Source organism: Neorhizobium sp. 2083, from assembly GCF_031455615.1.
Lineage (GTDB): Bacteria > Pseudomonadota > Alphaproteobacteria > Rhizobiales > Rhizobiaceae > Neorhizobium.
The window spans coordinates 441,936-458,094 of sequence record NZ_JAVDTC010000002.1 but is presented as its reverse complement, the minus strand read 5'-3'; the positions used below and the strand labels follow the sequence as shown (position 1 = coordinate 458,094).

21 protein-coding genes are annotated in these 16,159 nt (G+C 62.4%); 14 read left to right on the top strand and 7 right to left on the bottom strand.

The genetic code is table 11. The features are described from left to right. Positions 1–20: 20 nt before the first annotated feature. From J2X76_RS10410 to J2X76_RS10400, 3 genes are all read right to left on the bottom strand, one after another. Positions 21–1,574 (bottom strand): inorganic phosphate transporter, encoded by a 1,554-nt coding sequence (locus tag J2X76_RS10410; RefSeq protein ID WP_310216535.1) that lies wholly within the window; start codon positions 1,572–1,574, stop codon positions 21–23. A gap of 124 nt (positions 1,575–1,698) precedes the next feature. Continuing rightward, positions 1,699–2,706 (bottom strand): LLM class flavin-dependent oxidoreductase, encoded by a 1,008-nt coding sequence (locus J2X76_RS10405; protein ID WP_310215683.1) that lies wholly within the window; start codon positions 2,704–2,706, stop codon positions 1,699–1,701. Between the two features lie 144 nt (positions 2,707–2,850). Beyond that, complete coding sequence (locus J2X76_RS10400) at positions 2,851–4,263, bottom strand: methyl-accepting chemotaxis protein (RefSeq protein ID WP_310215680.1); 1,413 nt, start codon at positions 4,261–4,263, stop codon at positions 2,851–2,853. Between the two features lie 195 nt (positions 4,264–4,458). Between J2X76_RS10400 and ruvC the strand changes: the two genes are divergently transcribed. The 11 genes from ruvC to J2X76_RS10345 all read left to right on the top strand — a co-directional run bounded on the left by ruvC (position 4,459) and on the right by J2X76_RS10345 (position 10,239). After that, positions 4,459–4,968, top strand: coding sequence for a crossover junction endodeoxyribonuclease RuvC (ruvC, locus tag J2X76_RS10395; protein ID WP_113126741.1), 510 nt, complete (start codon positions 4,459–4,461; stop codon positions 4,966–4,968). 55 nt (positions 4,969–5,023) lie between these two features. Beyond that, positions 5,024–5,284, top strand: coding sequence for an AbrB/MazE/SpoVT family DNA-binding domain-containing protein (locus J2X76_RS10390; protein ID WP_310215678.1), 261 nt, complete (start codon positions 5,024–5,026; stop codon positions 5,282–5,284). Further along, positions 5,265–5,681, top strand: a complete 417-nt coding sequence (locus tag J2X76_RS10385; protein WP_310215675.1) for a type II toxin-antitoxin system VapC family toxin — start codon at positions 5,265–5,267, stop codon at positions 5,679–5,681. The genes J2X76_RS10390 and J2X76_RS10385 overlap by 20 nt, the downstream gene beginning before the upstream one ends. A 12-nt stretch (positions 5,682–5,693) precedes the next feature. Continuing rightward, positions 5,694–6,311 (top strand): Holliday junction branch migration protein RuvA, encoded by a 618-nt coding sequence (ruvA, locus tag J2X76_RS10380; RefSeq protein WP_310215672.1) that lies wholly within the window; start codon positions 5,694–5,696, stop codon positions 6,309–6,311. 66 nt (positions 6,312–6,377) lie between these two features. Beyond that, the gene (locus tag J2X76_RS10375; protein WP_310215669.1) at positions 6,378–6,662 is read left to right on the top strand and encodes an AbrB/MazE/SpoVT family DNA-binding domain-containing protein; all 285 of its coding nucleotides are present in this window, start codon (positions 6,378–6,380) and stop codon (positions 6,660–6,662) included. After that, complete coding sequence (locus tag J2X76_RS10370) at positions 6,659–7,063, top strand: type II toxin-antitoxin system VapC family toxin (protein ID WP_310215666.1); 405 nt, start codon at positions 6,659–6,661, stop codon at positions 7,061–7,063. The genes J2X76_RS10375 and J2X76_RS10370 overlap by 4 nt, the downstream gene beginning before the upstream one ends. Then, positions 7,060–8,100: a Holliday junction branch migration DNA helicase RuvB gene (gene ruvB, locus J2X76_RS10365; protein ID WP_113126450.1), complete on the top strand. Its 1,041-nt coding sequence runs from the start codon at positions 7,060–7,062 to the stop codon at positions 8,098–8,100. The genes J2X76_RS10370 and ruvB overlap by 4 nt, the downstream gene beginning before the upstream one ends. Further along, entirely contained in the window at positions 8,101–8,997 is an 897-nt protein-coding gene (locus J2X76_RS10360; protein WP_113126451.1) for a metallophosphoesterase, read from the top strand. A gap of 3 nt (positions 8,998–9,000) precedes the next feature. Continuing rightward, entirely contained in the window at positions 9,001–9,513 is a 513-nt protein-coding gene (locus J2X76_RS10355) for an NUDIX hydrolase (RefSeq protein WP_310215663.1), read from the top strand. Between the two features lie 146 nt (positions 9,514–9,659). After that, a complete protein-coding gene (locus tag J2X76_RS10350) occupies positions 9,660–9,881 on the top strand; it encodes a DUF2945 domain-containing protein (RefSeq protein ID WP_113126453.1) in 222 nt (73 codons plus the stop codon). Then, positions 9,874–10,239 carry a hypothetical protein gene (locus J2X76_RS10345; protein ID WP_113126454.1) on the top strand — a complete coding sequence of 122 codons (366 nt, stop codon included), beginning with the start codon at positions 9,874–9,876 and terminating at the stop codon, positions 10,237–10,239. The genes J2X76_RS10350 and J2X76_RS10345 overlap by 8 nt, the downstream gene beginning before the upstream one ends. Here J2X76_RS10345 and J2X76_RS10340 read toward each other — a convergent pair. The 3 genes from J2X76_RS10340 to J2X76_RS10330 form a co-directional block, all read right to left on the bottom strand. Next, the gene (locus J2X76_RS10340; RefSeq protein ID WP_310215659.1) at positions 10,223–11,110 is read right to left on the bottom strand and encodes an NAD(P)-dependent oxidoreductase; all 888 of its coding nucleotides are present in this window, start codon (positions 11,108–11,110) and stop codon (positions 10,223–10,225) included. The two genes, J2X76_RS10345 and J2X76_RS10340, sit on opposite strands and share 17 nt — an antisense overlap. Continuing rightward, on the bottom strand, positions 11,107–11,919 hold the full coding sequence (locus J2X76_RS10335) for a glycosyltransferase (RefSeq protein ID WP_310215657.1): 813 nt from the start codon (positions 11,917–11,919) through the stop codon (positions 11,107–11,109). Before J2X76_RS10335 ends, J2X76_RS10340 begins: the two co-directional genes overlap by 4 nt. 174 nt (positions 11,920–12,093) lie before the next feature. Continuing rightward, positions 12,094–13,314, bottom strand: coding sequence for an NAD-dependent epimerase/dehydratase family protein (locus J2X76_RS10330; protein WP_113286273.1), 1,221 nt, complete (start codon positions 13,312–13,314; stop codon positions 12,094–12,096). A 122-nt stretch (positions 13,315–13,436) separates the two neighbouring features. Between J2X76_RS10330 and ybgC the strand changes: the two genes are divergently transcribed. Beyond that, positions 13,437–13,904, top strand: coding sequence for a tol-pal system-associated acyl-CoA thioesterase (gene ybgC / locus J2X76_RS10325; protein WP_310215655.1), 468 nt, complete (start codon positions 13,437–13,439; stop codon positions 13,902–13,904). Between the two features lie 6 nt (positions 13,905–13,910). On the opposite strand, the gene J2X76_RS10320 is transcribed toward ybgC, so the two are convergent. Continuing rightward, entirely contained in the window at positions 13,911–14,567 is a 657-nt protein-coding gene (locus J2X76_RS10320; RefSeq protein ID WP_310215652.1) for a hypothetical protein, read from the bottom strand. A 375-nt stretch (positions 14,568–14,942) separates the two neighbouring features. Between J2X76_RS10320 and tolQ the strand changes: the two genes are divergently transcribed. Both tolQ and tolR read left to right on the top strand, forming a co-directional pair. Then, on the top strand, positions 14,943–15,662 hold the full coding sequence (gene tolQ, locus J2X76_RS10315; protein ID WP_113126460.1) for a protein TolQ: 720 nt from the start codon (positions 14,943–14,945) through the stop codon (positions 15,660–15,662). 32 nt (positions 15,663–15,694) lie between these two features. Further along, complete coding sequence (gene tolR, locus J2X76_RS10310; RefSeq protein WP_113126461.1) at positions 15,695–16,150, top strand: protein TolR; 456 nt, start codon at positions 15,695–15,697, stop codon at positions 16,148–16,150. The last annotated feature ends 9 nt before the right edge of the window (positions 16,151–16,159 follow it).

Sequence of the window (16,159 nt, the reverse complement as noted above, 5' to 3'; positions counted from 1 at the left end):
TGCATTCGGGGATGCTGCGTTCAGAAGACCTGGCGCAGGATCACGTAGAGGCCGAAGGCGATGGCGATCGAGGCCGGCAGGGTCAGAACCCAGGCCAGGAGCATGTTGCGCACGGTCGACCATTGCAGGCCGGAGCCGTTCGCGGCCATCGTGCCCGCCACGCCGGACGAGAGCACATGGGTGGTGGAGACCGGCAGGCCGAGATGGTCGGCAGCCCCGATCGTCACCATGGCGACGACTTCCGCCGAGGCGCCCTGTCCGTAGGTCAGGTGGGTCTTGCCGATCTTCTCGCCGACCGTCACCACGATGCGCTTCCAGCCGACCATGGTGCCGAGGCCGAGCGCCAGCGCGACGGCAACCTTGACCCACAGCGGGATGAACTTGGTCGCGTTGTCGACCGCCTGGTGGTAGGCCTTGACGGCATCTAGATCGGCGCCCTGCATCGGCAGCAGCTTGTTCTTGTCGATCAGTTTCAGCGCTTCGCCGATCAGGTAGACGTCATTGCGGATATTGCCGACGAGCGAGGTCGGAACCGCTTCGAGCGTCGGGAACTTGGAGATCTGCGCGCTCGACGTGTGGATGAACTGCTGCAGCGCCAGGGTCGTCGTATCGTTCCAGGCCTTGTTCTTGACGGCATTGGCGACTTCCGCCTTGGCGTCGGCCACCGTAACGCCCGGCTTGACGTATTTCTGCAGGGCCGTCTCGACATTGGCGGAGGCCTGTTCGTAGGCATGCAGATACTGCGCGTCCGGGGTACGATTCAAAGCGAAGGCAGTCGGCACGAGGCCGATCAGGATGAGCATGATCAGGCCCATGCCCTTCTGGCCGTCGTTGGAGCCGTGGGCGAAGCTCACGCCGGTGCAGGTGAAGATCAAGAGGCCCCGGATCCACAATGGCGGCGGCTTGTTGCCCTTCGGCTCCTCGTAGAGCGCCCTGTTGCGGACGAGGACTTTCATGACGAGCAGCAGGATTGCCGCAAGTCCGAAGCCGATCAGGGGCGAGATCAGCAGCGACAAGCCGATATTGGTTGCCTGCGACCAGTCGACGCCGCTGGTCGCGGTGCCCTGCGGTGCCAGGAACTGGTTGGCCAGGCCGACGCCGATGATCGAGCCGATCAGCGTGTGCGAACTGGAGGAGGGAAGGCCGAGATACCAGGTGCCGAGGTTCCAGATGATCGCCGCGATCAGCAGTGCGAAGACCATGGCAAGGCCGGAGCCGGAACCGACCTGCAGGATGAGTTCGACCGGCAGCAGCGCCAGGATGCCGAAGGCGACCGCGCCGCTCGACAGCAGCACGCCGAGAAAGTTGAAGAAGCCCGACCAGACGACCGCCAGTTCTGCCGGCATGGAGCGCGTGTAGATGACCGTGGCCACCGCATTGGCGGTGTCGTGGAAGCCATTGACGAACTCAAAACCGAGCGCGATCAGCAGCGCAAGGCCAAGCAGCAGCCACGGAACCGAGTTGGCGATCGCCAGATCGGCCGCCAATGCGTAACCGACGTAGCCGAGCCCGCCGATCAGGACGACGCCGAACAGCGGGATGAACCACTTTCCGAGCGAACTCGGGTTTTCCAGAGGGTGGTAGGAGGGGGAGGCACTGTGTTGGGAAGCGGTTGCGTCTGTCACGTTTCGGTACTCCGCATTTGCCAAGATTAACAAATGCTAACTCCGGCCGGTGAACCTCTTGTGACGCCGGCTTCTAGGCGGGCACGGGCTGTTTCTCCATCATCGGAAGCGTCGCGAACAGTTCGACGGACCTCAACCTTGCGTCGATATCGTGGATCGGCATGGAGATGATCAGTTCGTCGGCGCCGGTTTCTTCCAGGAACTCCCTGAGCTTCGCCTCGACGGTCGGGACCGAGCCGACTGCGGCGTAACGCAGCGTGTGCTCGACATTCATCTTTTCCATCGGCGTCCAGAGGCCTTCCATGCTGTCGACCGGTTTCGGGAAGCGGGTGCGGACGTTCTTGCGCAGGTTGACGAACTGCTGCTGCGACGAGGTGAAAGCGCGCTGCGCCTCCGCATCCGTTTCGGCCGCGACGCCCATGACGCCGACCATCATGTAGGGCTTGTCCATTCCGAGCGACGGCTGGAAACGGTCGCGGTAGATCGAGATCGCCTCCATCAGCATGTCGGGCGCGAAATGCGAGGCGAACGCATAGGGCAGGCCAAGGGCTGCGGCGAGATGGGCGCTGTAGACGCTCGATCCGAGCAGCCAGATCGGCACATGCGAATCCATGCCGGGCGTCGCAAGCAGGCCCTGGTCCTTTTCAGGCGTGCCGAGCAGACGCTGCAGTTCGAGAATGTCGTGCGGAAAACTCTCGGCCCCGGCGTCGAGATTGCGGCGCAGCGCGCTTGCCGTGCGCATGTCGGTGCCAGGCGCCCGGCCCAGCCCGAGATCGACGCGGCCGGGCAGCAGCGCTTCCAGCGTGCCGAACTGTTCGGCGATGACGAGCGGCGAATGATTGGGCAGCATGATGCCGCCGGACCCGACGCGGATGGTCTTGGTGGCCGCACCCACATGGCCGATGACGATCGCGGTCGCGGCGCTCGCGATCCCGGGCATGCCGTGGTGCTCGGCGAGCCAAAGGCGCTTATAGCCCTGCTCCTCGGCCTTGATCGCCAGGCGGCGGGACTGGTCGAGCGCATCGCTCACGGAATATCCTTCACCGACGGGTGAAAGATCGAGAATGGAGAAAGGGATCATCGGCACGTCCTGAGAGGCGGAAGACAGAGTGTTCCACTTATCTAGGCAGCCTTGTCCAGAAATACGACCCTGCCGTTGGCGGAAAAAGGCGGCCGGCGGAAAACCGACCGTCCGGGAGGACGATAAGAGACGATCCCTCCGATGTCACGACTTGACCAGCCGCAGGTGCGGACCGGGTTTCGCGGGCTTGCGGCTTTCTGGCACCGTCACGCTTCCCGGGCTGAGAATCGTGACCGGCGTGAAGCGCCCCGCGTGATGCGCCATCGCGCCGATTTCGCGGCCCATACCCCCGACCTTGCCCGTCAAAACGTCCAGGGCGCCGACCTGATCCCGGCTCGCCTTGGCAAGCGTCGTCATCGCCGTTCTCACCGCCGCGGCCGCTTCGATCTCCTTGCCGGAGCTGGCGGCGAGCGCCTCCGCATGTCCCTGCAGGGCATCCGCATAGATGGTCATCGCAGCCAGTTCGCCGCCTACCTTTTCGACCGACCTGCCACCCAGTTCGGCTGCTTCCGCGGATTTGCGTGACAGGCCGGAAATTTCCTTCGCCGCCTCGGCGGCGCGCTCGGCAAGGCCGCGGATTTCCTCCGCGACGGTCCTGAAATCGTTCTCGGCATCGCCTGAATGGGCCGCTTCGATGCCTGCGTTGAGGGCGAGCATGTTGGCCTGGAAGGCGATGTCGCGGATGTTCGCGCTGGCGGGTTCGATCTTCAGCGACGCCTTGCGGATGGCTTCCATCGCGACCGTCGCGGCCTGCATCATCTCCTTCGACGGACGCATGTCCAGCCGGGCACTGTGGGCGATGTCGGCGGCGTGCTGGGCCTGCATCTTCCGCTCCCTCAGCGCTTCGGCGAGCGCGCCGACATCGGCGGCGGCCTTGGCGATGGCTGCCGTGAGGCGGCCACCGGCCTCTGCCGCCTTCGCCATGTCGTCGCGGGTGGCGGCACAGGTCGAGTGAAGGCCATGGGCACCGCTGCCGATCACTCCAAGCACATCTTCCAGGATCGTCAGGGCATGATTGAAATCCGCGCGCAGGCCCTCGTATTCTTCAGGGAACGGCAGGTCGAGCCGCACGGTGAGATCGCCGACCGCGAGCCGCCGCAGGCCACCGTCGAGCGCCTCGACGACGGTCTTCAGGCCATACGTCTCATCTCGGGCAGCCTCGATCTCGCGCCTATGGGCCTTCTTCGCCACCGCCTCCCGCCGTTCGCGCTGCTCCTCATCCTCGATGAGGCGGGTGAGATGATCGCGGCAAAGCCGCTCGAGCGCCCGCGAGATCGTACCGATTTCATCGGTGCGCGACAGGTGTACGGGGGCCGCCGTGGTCTTTCCGGCCGCAATCTGCGAGGCTGCCCCGGCTATTTCCCGCAGCGGATCAACGAGTGCGCCGGTAACAGTCGCGGTGACGAGGGTCAGCGTGATCAGCGATGCTGCGATACCCAGCATCTCGAACAATGTCAGGTCGTGGGCGACATAGAAGAGGAGCCCCGCGAAAATCCCATTCTGTGCCAGCACAAGCCCGATCACCTTGGTGGAAAGGGATTGATGTCTGCCTGTCATGGCTGCCTCCTCACATTGCGTCCAACCTTGCGAATCTGCAACGCGCGAGGCGGGCAGCCGTTGCCGGCCGGCGGGCTCAGGGCGGGCAAACCTTCCCGACGTGGTTACCGGGAGGTAAATCGGCGACGCCAGTCTCGTTTTCGGTTTGTTCACATTCTCGTGGCACTGCTCAGGGCATCAGGATAGGGTATGGGCATGACAGGCACGATTCGCATCATCGGCATCGACCCGGGGCTACGGCGCACCGGCTGGGGCATTATCGAGACGCTCGGCAACAGCCTGAAATTCGTCGCTTCCGGCACGGTGACGTCGGATGGCGACATGGATCTCGCCTCCCGCCTCTGCCAGTTGCATGACGGGCTGGCGGAAGTTGTGCATGCCTACCAGCCGCACGAGGCGGCCGTCGAGCAGACCTTCGTCAACAAGGATGCGGTCGCCACGCTGAAGCTTGGGCAGGCGAGGGGTGTCGTCATGCTGGTGCCGGCCCGCGCAGGCCTGCCGGTTGCCGAATATGCGCCGAACGCGGTCAAGAAATCGGTGATCGGAGTCGGCCACGGCGAAAAGCAGCAGATCCACATGATGCTGAAGATCCTGATGCCGAAGGCGGAATTCAAGGGCAACGACGCGGCCGACGCACTGGCGATCGCCATCTGCCACGCCCATAACCGTGGTGGCCAGCGCATGCGCGCGGCGCTTGCGGGATAGTTTGTTCTTGACTTGTTCTGGTCGGGCGGATAGGTAATACCTCAGAGGTATTACTATGCGCGTCACAGAAAAAGGCCAGGTTACGATCCCCAAGGAAATCCGCGACCGATTGAAGATCGGGCCTGGGTCGCAGGTGGACTTCGTCGTGTCTGAAGACGGCGTAAGGCTGGTCAGGCTCGATGACGGCAAGCAGGATTTCAAAAGCTTCGAGGAATGGGCAGAGAGCGTCAAGGACACATGGGATGTTGGCGGCATGACGACCGACGAGTATATCGACTGGCTTCGAGGACCGCGTGATGACCTCGACCGTCGTTGATACCAATGTCCTCATCGATATGCTGGGACCTGCCACGCCGTTGCGGACGTGGTCGCACAGCGCCCTGAAACGGTGCGCGGAGGAAGGCGAGCTTGTCCTTACTCCGGTTATCTGGTCGGAACTGGCGGCATCGCCCCTCAGCGAGCTTGAGATCAGCCTGGCATTCGGTTGGCTCGGTATGAAGCGAGAAGCCCTGTCCTATGATGCAGCGTTCCAGGCGGGCAAGGCGCATTTTTCATACCGCAAAGCCGGCGGCCTTCGCGAGCGGACACTGCCGGATTTCCTGATTGGCGCCCATGCATTGGTGCGGTCGCATCGCCTTCTGACCCGCGATGCGGCCCGCTACCGTGCCTATTTTCCGGCCCTCGAAATCATCTCCCCCGAAACCCATCCCTGACGGACATCCTTCATGATCGGCAAGCTCAAAGGCACTATCGACGAGATCGGCGACGACAATGTGCTCGTCGATGTCCATGGCGTCTGTTACGAGGTGTTCTGCTCGTCGCGGACGCTGTCGAAGATGGGGTCGGTCGGCGAAGCGGTGGTGTTGTTCATCGAAACCTATGTGCGCGAAGACCAGTTCAAGCTGTTCGGGTTCCTGACGGCGCTGGAGCGGGAATGGTTCAACCTCTTGCAGAGCGTGCAGGGTGTCGGCGCCAAGGTGGCGCTTGCCGTGCTCTCGACCCTGACACCCTCCGAGCTCGCCAATGCGATCGCGCTGCAGGACAAGACGACGGTTTCGCGCGCACCCGGCGTCGGGCCGAAGGTCGCGGTGCGCATCGTCACCGAACTCAAGAACAAGGTGCCGGCCTTTGCCGGCGAAGCCTCGGTCAATATCGGGCTGAAGCAGGAACTCGGCGAAGGTGTCGCCGCAGCACCGGTCGCCGATGCGGTCTCGGCGCTCACCAATCTCGGTTATTCCCGCGATCAGGCCGCGAACGCGGTTGCGGCGGCGCTTAAGAACGGTGGCGAGGGGGGCGACAGTGCCAAGCTCATCCGGCTGGGGCTGAAGGAACTGGCGCGATGATTTGCCGTTCTGGCGGAAATTTGATAAAATTTCTGCCGATAGGCAATTTTTCGGAAAAGGTGATGCATGTGGTGGGAAGTTACTCTTTCGCCGAAGGGCCAAGTGACCATTCCGAAGGAGATGCGCGAGGTTCTCAATCTTCAGCCGGGAGATCGCCTGATCTATTCGCTGGTCGACGGAGAGGTGGTCATCACCCCCAAGAATCTCGATTTCAACGATCTGGCAGGGCTTTTGGGGAAGCCGCCGAAAGGGCGGGCGACGCTCGATAAAATCGATGCGGCGGTGCTCGCAGCCGGAGGCGCAAATGCCGTCGACACTGGTAAAGACAAGGAAGCGGATGCGGCCGCATGACGGTTTTCGGTCTGGATACAAACGTGGTCCTTCGTCTTCTGGTCGATGACGATCCGCTGCAGCGAGCGGGGGCATTGAAGTTCGGAGAAGGCCTTGGAAAAGGTTATTCCGCCTTTATCACCCTTGTCAGCCTGCTCGAGCTTGATTGGGCGCTCAGGTCGCAATACGGATTCAACAGGATGCATGCGGTGCTCGCCATACAGAAGCTTCTGCATATACGGGGGCTGGTTGTTGAGAACCACACGCTCGTCGTAAAGGCGCTTCGGTTTGTCGAATCGAACAGTGCGGACTTTGCCGATGCCCTGATTGCCTGCCGCTCGCTGGAGGAAGGCTGTGAATCGACAAAGACTTTTGATCAAAGGGCCGCACGCAAGGTCCCCGGAATGGAACTTCTCGCATGAGTGAACCCGCCCGCCTGATCACGCCGGAAAAGCGGGGTGAGGACCTCGATACGACGCTGCGCCCGCAGTCGCTGGACGAGTTCACCGGCCAGGCGGAGGCGCGCGCCAATCTGAAAGTGTTCATCGAGGCGGCGAAGAACCGTGGCGAGGCGCTCGATCACGTGCTGTTCGTCGGCCCGCCGGGGCTCGGCAAGACGACGCTGGCGCAGATCATGGCCAAGGAACTCGGGGTCAATTTCCGCTCGACATCGGGCCCGGTGATCGCCAAGGCGGGCGATCTTGCGGCGCTGCTCACCAATCTCGAAGAGCGCGACGTGCTGTTCATCGACGAAATCCATCGGCTCAATCCGGCGGTTGAGGAAATCCTCTATCCGGCCATGGAGGATTTCCAGCTCGATCTCATCATCGGCGAAGGCCCGGCGGCGCGGTCGGTGAAGATCGACCTGTCGAAATTCACGCTGGTTGCCGCCACCACCCGTCTTGGCCTGCTTACCACGCCGCTGCGCGACCGCTTCGGCATTCCGGTGCGGCTAGCCTTCTATACCGTCGAAGAGCTGGAACTGATCGTCAGGCGCGGAGCGCGGCTGATGGGCCTGCCGATGACCGATGACGGTGCCCGCGAGATCGCCAGACGCGCCCGCGGCACGCCGCGCATCGCCGGCCGGCTGTTGCGCCGGGTGCGCGATTTCGCCGAGGTGGCGAAGGCCGAAGCCGTAACCCGCGAGATCGCCGACGAGGCGCTGACCCGGCTTCTGGTCGACAATATGGGCCTTGACCAGCTCGACAAGCGCTACCTCAACATGATCGCCGTCAATTTCGGCGGCGGGCCGGTCGGCATCGAGACGATCGCGGCGGGCCTGTCGGAACCGCGCGATGCGATCGAGGATATCATCGAGCCCTATATGATCCAGCAGGGTTTCATCCAGCGCACGCCGCGGGGCCGCGTTTTGACCGCAAATGCGTGGAAACATCTCGGGCTCCAGCCACCGAAGGATCTCGAGGCCGCGCAGTTCCGGATGTTCACAGAGGATGATTGAGTGATTTCCCGTCGCGGCTTCCTGACGTCTCTTACGGGCAGTATCGCGGCGTTTCTGGCGCTGGCCGGATATGCGGTGGCCGAGCCGCTGGTGCGGTTGCGGGTCGCCCGGAATGCGTTCACGCCGCTTGGCTGGACGCCGGGGCTGAAACTCAGGATCGTGGCGCTTGCGGATTTCCATGCCTGCAAGCCCTGGATGCCGGCTGAGCGGATCGCTTCGATCTGCGAGGCCGCCAATGCGCTCGAACCGGACGTCATCCTGCTGCTGGGCGACTATGTCTCGGGCATGCGCTTCATCACCGATCAGGTGCCGGCGGATGTCTGGGCCGGCGCGCTTTCGAGCCTAAAGGCGCCGCTCGGTACCCATGCCGTTCTCGGCAATCACGACTGGTGGCAGGACAGCGAGGTTCAGGAGAGCGGTGAGGGCGTGCCCTTCGGCCGCAGGGCGCTCGAGGCAGCGGGCATCCCGGTCTACAGCAATCGGGCGGCGCGGTTCGAAAAGGACGGCAGGCCTTTCTGGATAGCCGGCGTGGAGGATCAGATCGCTCTTCTTCCTGACCAGAAAACCCGCCACTGGACGCTCGGCAAGGATGACCTTCCGGCCACTCTGGCGCAGGTCACGGACGATGCTCCCGTCATCCTGATGGCCCATGAGCCGGACATCTTTCCCAAGGTGCCCGATCGCGTGTCGCTCACCCTTTCCGGCCATACCCATGGCGGACAGGTGCGGTTGTTCGGTTATGCCCCGGTCGTCCCGTCCCGGTACGGCAGTCGGTATCTCTATGGGCATGTGGAGGAGGACGGTCGCAACATCGTCATTTCCAGCGGGCTCGGCTGTTCCGGCCTGCCCGTCCGCTTCGGCGTGCCGCCGGAAATCAACTTGATCGATCTGGGATAACCGATGGCTGGCCGTACCCGCATCCGCATCAAGACGAAGAACAAGCGCATCTTTCAGATGCGGATTGCCGGGCTCGGCTTTCGGGACGGGTATGTGCTGGTGCACCGGGCCACGGACGAGGCGTTCTGGACCTTTCCGGGCGGCCGGGCGGAAATCGGCGAGACCTCGGAGGAGACTCTCAGGCGCGAAATGGTCGAGGAGATCGGCGTGGAGGTGACGGTCGGGCGGCTGCTCTGGTCGGTGGAGAATTTCTTCCACTACGAGGACCGCGACTGGCACGAGCTCGGTTACTATTACCTGATGGACATTCCCGAAACGTTTCCCTTCCATCCAACGGAAATCGTTCACCGGGTCAAGGACGAGCACGATCTGGAATTCAAATGGGTTCCGGCCACGGTCGAGGCGCTGAGGGCGCTCGACATCCCACCCTATTTCATCGCCGAGGAGATCGAGAGCCTGCCGGTTAGCCCCCGCCATCTCGTCTGGCGCGACGGCGATCTCGACCTGAAATCCTGAAGTCTGATTTTTCCGGTATCGGCCGGATTGAGAGGTTGCTAACGGCGACCTTCGGCTGGCGCGTGCCGGACCGCCGCTCCCAGGCTGGCGTTGCTGCGGGAACATCTGCGCGCTGCTGTCCGTTTCTCCCCCGAAAGGAGAGCGCCATGCAGAAGATCGAGGTCGGAAACGAGGTCGCCTGGACCTGGGGACGATCCGAAGCCCGGGGCAAGGTCACCCAGAAATTCACCAGCGATGTGGAGCGCAGGATCAAGGGCAAAACGATCAAGCGCAAGGCGGATGCCGATGAGCCTGCCTTTCTGATCAAACAGCAAGACGGGGACCGCGTTCTCAAGAAAGAGGCCGAACTGAGGAAGACCCATGGATAGCGAAATCCCCGATCACATCCCGCCGGCCGAAGTGGCGGCGGCTGCTGAAAAAGGCCTGAAGCTGCGCTCGCAGCACCGGCGCGGCGGCACGATGGTCGGCGTGGCAAGAGCCCGCGACCTCAAGAACCGGAAGTCGATCTCGGAAAAGACGGTGCGGCGGATGGTGAGCTATTTCTCCCGCCACAAGGCCGACAAGCGGGCCGAAAATTTCGGCGACGACGACAATCCGTCGACAGGTTATATCGCCTGGCTTCTCTGGGGCGGCGATGCCGGCCAGAAATGGGCCGAGGAGCACAAGAAGGCGATCGAAAAGACCAAGAACGAGGCGAAGATGCGGCGCTTCAACCAGTCGCACTGAAAGAGCGCACAAGATCTTCGATCGTCTGTCGCAGGAGATCCGCCCCGCCGGGCTGCCAGCCAAGCGCCCTCAATTTGTCCGTCGACATGAGATTTACCGTGCGGCGATCCGCGGGTGCCGGCAGATCATGGCGGGCACCCGGCAGATGGCCGAGGATTTCGTTCGTGTCGGTCAGGATATCGGCAGCATTGAAGACCTGGCCCGCGACCTTGCCGGCTTCGGTTTCCAGCATGAGGCGGACGGCGGCGGCGACATCACGGCCGTGGATTTCCGTTCCCGGCCTCGAGGGGACCGGGCGGCCGGCGCGGAAGTCTGCAAAGAGAGCGTCCCATTTGTTGGGGCGCAGATTGCCGTAGACGCCGGTCAGCCTCAGAGACGAAGTTGTAAAGCCGGGGGCAGACAGGTCTGCCAATGCCCGTTCGGCATGGAGCTTGATTTCGCCGTAGAGGCTGGCGGGTTTCAGGAGCATATCTTCGGTGAGCAACGTTCCTGCCGCCTGCCCGTCATAGACGGCGCGGCTCGACAGGAAGATTGCGCGGCGTGTCCCGGCCTTCCTGGCGGTCTCGAACAGCTTCACCGTGCCGTCGAGGTTCAGCCGGCGGAAGCGTTCCGGTTCGTCCCCTTCGCCGCCGCGGTATTGTCCGGGCAGATGGTCGAAGGCGGCGTGGACAAAGAAATACGCGTCGTCAAAGATCTCGATCTGGTCGAGGGCGGGATCGAGCGAAAGACGCGCGAAAGTGACCGGTTTGGAAAAGAAGCCGGATGCCGGCGGCGTGCGTCCCCCGACGATCACCGGGTAACCCGCTTCCAGCAAGCCTTCGACGATATAGCGCCCGACGAGGCCGGTGCCGCCGGAGACCAGGACCTTCATGGCGTCTCTCCCGGTCTGGGCAAAGAGGAGAGGGCTGGGATGGGGCGGTCGTCGTAAAATGCCTGCCAGAGGTCGATCAGCGGCCGCAGCCGTTCGGCCTTCGGGTGATCCTTTTCCCACGGCTTCTCATACTGGTAGTGCAGCACGCCGATGCTTTCCCAATTCCAGAGATCGGGCATGGCGAACCACACATATTGGAGCATGTTCATGAAGATGGGCAGGCCGTGCCAGTCGGGAAAGAAGCTCTCCAGAAACGTCTGGTCCGTGCGCCGCCAGAAGGCGTCCGGCTGGTCGAGTGCTGTCAGCATTCCGTCGAATGTATCGGCAGATGGTTTGGCGACGAAGACGCCGGAGTTGAGGCGGTGGAAGTCGGAGAGGCTTTCGTAGACGTTCGGGGCAGCGGAGAATTCCGGATAGGAAAACAGCCTGTCGATCGGTTTCAGCACCAGCGCATCGGCATCGATGAACACGCAGGTCTCGTATTCGGCGAGTTGCCAGAGCCGGAGCTTGCAGAAATTGTCGAGCGGCGTGTGGAAGTCCGGCTTGCTGCCCTTGGTGAAGGGGGCGGCGCCATGCAGGTTCTTTCGCTGATGCCGTTCGTTGAAGGCGTCGGATAGCGGCAGGTGTTCGACCTTCACCAGGCGGCAGCCGAGGGCTTCGAGCGGGGCGAGGGAAGGGCGCTCGACGCCGCCGGTATGGAGGATGACGATATCGGCGCCCGTGCCGGTGCGGCGGATAGAGCGCGCGAGGGCGATGGCGCCCATGGCGTAGTCGGCATTGGTGACGAGGGTGACGAAGGCGTTGGTCATGGCGTGTAGTGCCCCGTTGCATTCCTCTCCTTCGTCATGCTCGGGCTTGTCCCGAGCATCTGCTATCGCTCGACAGTTTTTGGCGGGTGGCAGATCCTGGGGACAAGCCCGAGGATGACGGAAGGTGATGTGGCAGATGAGGAGTACCTATCGGCGCCCCCCCTGGTCAAAATCTCACGAAACCGACTTCAGCCGCTTCCCTTCCGGGTCATGCTCCACTTTCGCCGCAATATCCCTGGTCCAGGCGGAGACGGCTGGAACGCGTGATCTGTCAACGCGATAGGCGTATTTCTTCGCAACATCGACGATCTCGCCGAGCAGTCCCTCGCCGAGCGTGGTCGGTTCGAGGCCGAGGCCGAGGAATTTTTCGTTCTTCACCATCAGCTCGTTTTCCGGGGCTTCCTTGCGCGGGTTGGGCAGCCAGGCGATCCGCGAACCGGTCATTTTCGAGATCATTTCGGCAAGATCGCGCACCCGGTGGGTTTCGGTCATCTGGTTGAAGATCTCGACGCGGCTGCCGCGGGTAGGCGGGTTGTGGAGGGCGATTTCAATGCAGCGGACCGAATCCTGGATATGAATGAAGGCGCGCGTCTGGCCGCCGGTGCCGTGGACCGTGAGCGGATAACCGATGGCCGCCTGGATGAGAAAACGATTCAAGACCGTCCCGTAATCCCCGTCATAGTCGAATCTATTGATCAACTGCGCGTGGCGGCGGGTCTGTTCCGTATGGGTGCCCCAGACGATGCCTTGATGCAGGTCGGTGATCCGCAGCCCGTCGTTCTTCGCGTAGAACTGGAAGAGCTGCTGATCGAGGCACTTGGTCATGTGGTAGATCGAGCCGGGATTGCTCGGATAGAGGATTTCCTGGGAGACGGTGCGGCCGTCGGCGGTCTCGATACCGACCGGCAGGTAACCTTCCGGAATTGCCGCGCCGACCGTCGAATAACCGTAGACGCCCATCGTGCCGAGATGGACGAGATGCGCGTCCAGATCCAGTTCCACCAGTGCATTCAACAGGTTATGCGTGGCGTTTACATTGTTGCTGACGGTATAGTTCTTGTGCCGGTCGCTCTTCATCGAATAGGGCGCGGCGCGCTGTTCGGCGAAGTGGATGATGGCATCGGGGCGGTGTTTCGAAAGCCAGCCTTTCAGCAGTTCGTAGTCCTTGGCGAGATCGATCAGGTGGAAATGGATGCGGCGTCCGGTTTCGGCATGCCAGATCCGGGTGCGTTCCTGGATCGAATCCATCGGCGTCAGCGACTGGACGCCGAGTTCGGTATCGATCCAGCGGCGGGAGAGGTTGTCGAGGATATGGATCTCGTGGCCGGCGTCGGACAGGTGAAGCGATGTCGGCCAGCCGACGAAACCGTCACCGCCCAGGACTGCAATCTTCATGAGTTACTCTCCGCTGGTTTTCGACTTATTTCCTGATAGGGAGGATATGTGACAGGACGTCAAAACTGGGGCGGCATTGCGCGCCTATCCAGCGGAGTAGCGGAAATTTCCAAGGCAAGGCCATGAAGGAACACAATTTTTTGTTATCGGGCGAATTGGTGGAAGGCGGCCACCGGCTGGCCCAGCGTGTCTATTATGAAGACACGGATTTTTCCGGCCTCGTCTATCACGCCCGCTACCTGCACTTCCTGGAGCGCGGCCGCACCGACTATCTGCGCTGTCTCGGCTGCGAGCAGAGCGAGCTTCTCTCCGCCGACGAAGAGGGCTTGGTCTTCGTCGTCCACCGGATGGAGATCGATTTCAAACAGCCGGCCCGCATGGACGATATCCTGATCATCCAGACCATCACCGAAAAGGCGGGCGGCGCCAAGATGGTGCTCAACCAGGAGATCCGCCGCGGCGATACGCTGCTGATCGCCGCGAAGGTGGTGATCGCCGTCATCAACAGGCATGGGCGTCCACGCCGGCTGCCGGAAAGCGTGGCGGAGAAGTTTCTCGGGCGTCCGATGGAGCAGGTCGACCCGGCCTAGGACGGCTTACGGGCCGCCGCAGGCATGCTGCGAGTCGGCCATCGCCCAGCTCTGGCCGGTGCGGGCGTTGGTGACGAAATATTCGCGGCCCCGGTCGTCGTCCGGCGGGCAGCGTTTGGGAATGGAAATCAGGCACATGGTCACCTTGTCGCCGGGTTTGGAGGCGATCAGCGCTTCTTCGCGGTAGTAGGAGACCTGGTAGCCGTCATTGGCGTATTCGATGCCGGTGCCTGCATCGTAGTCTTCGTCCTTGATGGGGTCCTCGCCGATGCGCGGATGGACGGCGGTCACGTTCGTGACGGTGCACTGGCCGATCTTGGTTGGCAATGTGGGAGAGGGCTTGGCGCGGCCGGCCGCGATCGCGCTTGCGGTAATATCGGCGGGGATGCTCTTGGAACCGCCGAGTTCTCCGAGGATTGCCAGATACGCGCTCAGCACGCAGGAACGGTCGGAGCCGCAGGCCGATCGGTCGCTGTTGAAATCGCGCAGCGCCTGGCGCGTTTCAGCCTTGCGCTCCTTTTCGGCCTTTTCCCGGACCTGCGGAAGCACCGTATCCAGCGCCGAAAGGAGCGGATCGTTGCAGACCAGCCGCGCATCGGGAGAGGGGACCCCCTTGCAGTCGGACGAGTCGGCATGGGCTGAGCCCGCGACCAAGATCGTCAAGGCTATCATCACCGCACGCCACATGGTCCGTCCCCCCGAAAATCCGATTCCACAGTGTCATAATCCCTGAATGAGAAAAAACTAAGTTGTCAGTGGCCGGCTTTCCTTGCGCCAACTTGAAGTGATCTGGGAACTCGCGATTGCAAGGCCCCTCTAAACCTTTCGTTAACGATAATGGTGTCTTACTGACACATGAGGAATTTGTGCAACGCACGCCTTCCTTTGACCAAAATTGAAAGCGAGAAGCCAAGCTTGAAGCTCAGGGTATCTTGGGGTTAGGGCGAAGCGCTTCCGGCGATCAAAGACATACTCGCGAGAGCGCGCTTTTGAACCGCCCGGTCCTTAAAGCCGGGCGTTTGGATTCGGGGATAGTAGATGGAACAGGTAGGTTTGGCGGCGGCGGCGAGCGAAGTGAGCCTCTGGTCGCTGTTCATGCAGGCTGGTCTTGTGGTCAAGCTGGTGATGATCGGCCTTATCGGCGCATCGGTCTGGACCTGGGCGATCGTGATCGACAAATATATCAATTTCGGCAAGGCCAAGCGCCAGTTCGACCAGTTCGAGCAGGTGTTCTGGTCCGGCCAGTCGCTGGAAGAGCTTTACCGCACGCTGTCGGAGCGCACGAATACCGGCCTTGCGGCGATCTTCGTCGCCGCCATGCGCGAATGGAAGAAGAGCTTCGAGCGCGGCGCGCGTTCGCCGATCGGCCTGCAGATGCGTATCGACCGGGCGATGGACGTCACCATGTCGCGCGAGGCGGAAACCTATGAGGCGCGTCTCGGCTCGCTCGCGACGATCGGTTCGGCCGGTCCGTTCATCGGCCTGTTCGGCACCGTCGTCGGCATCATGACCTCGTTCCAGGCGATCGCCGGTTCGAAGTCCACCAATCTCGCGGTCGTCGCGCCGGGTATCGCCGAAGCGCTGCTCGCCACCGCGATCGGCCTCGTCGCCGCTATCCCGGCGGTCATCGCCTACAACAAGTTCACCGCCGATGCCGGCAAGCTTTCCGGCCGCATGGAAGGTTTCGCGGACGAGTTCTCCGCCATCCTGTCGCGCCAGATCGACGAGAAGCTGCAGCCGCGCCAGGCGGCGCAGTAAAAGCCTTTCGGGCTCTCGAGGAGTAACGTCTCATGGGTATGTCGGCAGGAGGAGCAAAGTCATCGGGTGGCGGTCGTCGTAGGCGCGGCGGACGTCGCGGCGGTGCGATCAGCGAAATCAACGTGACGCCGCTCGTGGACGTCATGCTCGTGCTGCTCATCATCTTTATGGTGGCGGCACCGATGATGACCGTCGGCGTGCCGATCGACCTGCCGGAAACGCAGGCCAAGGCAATGAACGCCGATACCCAGCCGATCACCGTCTCGGTCAATCCGAAGGGCGACATCTATCTGCAGGAAACGCCGATCGCCCTCGACGAGATCGTGCCGAAGCTGCAGGCGATCGCGACCACGGGCTATAACGAGCGCATCTATGTGCGCGGCGATACGACCGCCGCCTACGGCGTCGTGATGAAGGTCATGGCCCGCATTTCCGCCGCCGGTTACAAGAATATCGGCCTCGTCACGCTTCAAGAACAGGCGAAGTGATCGAACCAC

Bases quoted from the DNA above. Each gene is read 5' to 3' on its own strand.
- J2X76_RS10390 (WP_310215678.1), top strand. From the start codon at position 5,024: ATGCGCGTCACAGAAAAAGGCCAGGTTACGATCCCCAAGGAAATCCGC.
- J2X76_RS10345 (WP_113126454.1), top strand. From the start codon at position 9,874: ATGGATAGCGAAATCCCCGATCACATCCCGCCGGCCGAAGTGGCGGCG.
- J2X76_RS10375 (WP_310215669.1), top strand. From the start codon at position 6,378: ATGTGGTGGGAAGTTACTCTTTCGCCGAAGGGCCAAGTGACCATTCCG.
- tolR (WP_113126461.1), top strand. From the start codon at position 15,695: ATGGGTATGTCGGCAGGAGGAGCAAAGTCATCGGGTGGCGGTCGTCGT.
- J2X76_RS10370 (WP_310215666.1), top strand. From the start codon at position 6,659: ATGACGGTTTTCGGTCTGGATACAAACGTGGTCCTTCGTCTTCTGGTC.
- J2X76_RS10350 (WP_113126453.1), top strand. From the start codon at position 9,660: ATGCAGAAGATCGAGGTCGGAAACGAGGTCGCCTGGACCTGGGGACGA.
- J2X76_RS10335 (WP_310215657.1), bottom strand. From the start codon at position 11,919: ATGACCAACGCCTTCGTCACCCTCGTCACCAATGCCGACTACGCCATG.
- J2X76_RS10400 (WP_310215680.1), bottom strand. From the start codon at position 4,263: ATGACAGGCAGACATCAATCCCTTTCCACCAAGGTGATCGGGCTTGTG.
- J2X76_RS10385 (WP_310215675.1), top strand. From the start codon at position 5,265: ATGACCTCGACCGTCGTTGATACCAATGTCCTCATCGATATGCTGGGA.
- J2X76_RS10330 (WP_113286273.1), bottom strand. From the start codon at position 13,314: ATGAAGATTGCAGTCCTGGGCGGTGACGGTTTCGTCGGCTGGCCGACA.
- ruvB (WP_113126450.1), top strand. From the start codon at position 7,060: ATGAGTGAACCCGCCCGCCTGATCACGCCGGAAAAGCGGGGTGAGGAC.
- ybgC (WP_310215655.1), top strand. From the start codon at position 13,437: ATGAAGGAACACAATTTTTTGTTATCGGGCGAATTGGTGGAAGGCGGC.
- tolQ (WP_113126460.1), top strand. From the start codon at position 14,943: ATGGAACAGGTAGGTTTGGCGGCGGCGGCGAGCGAAGTGAGCCTCTGG.
- ruvC (WP_113126741.1), top strand. From the start codon at position 4,459: ATGACAGGCACGATTCGCATCATCGGCATCGACCCGGGGCTACGGCGC.
- J2X76_RS10405 (WP_310215683.1), bottom strand. From the start codon at position 2,706: ATGATCCCTTTCTCCATTCTCGATCTTTCACCCGTCGGTGAAGGATAT.
- J2X76_RS10355 (WP_310215663.1), top strand. From the start codon at position 9,001: ATGGCTGGCCGTACCCGCATCCGCATCAAGACGAAGAACAAGCGCATC.
- ruvA (WP_310215672.1), top strand. From the start codon at position 5,694: ATGATCGGCAAGCTCAAAGGCACTATCGACGAGATCGGCGACGACAAT.
- J2X76_RS10340 (WP_310215659.1), bottom strand. From the start codon at position 11,110: ATGAAGGTCCTGGTCTCCGGCGGCACCGGCCTCGTCGGGCGCTATATC.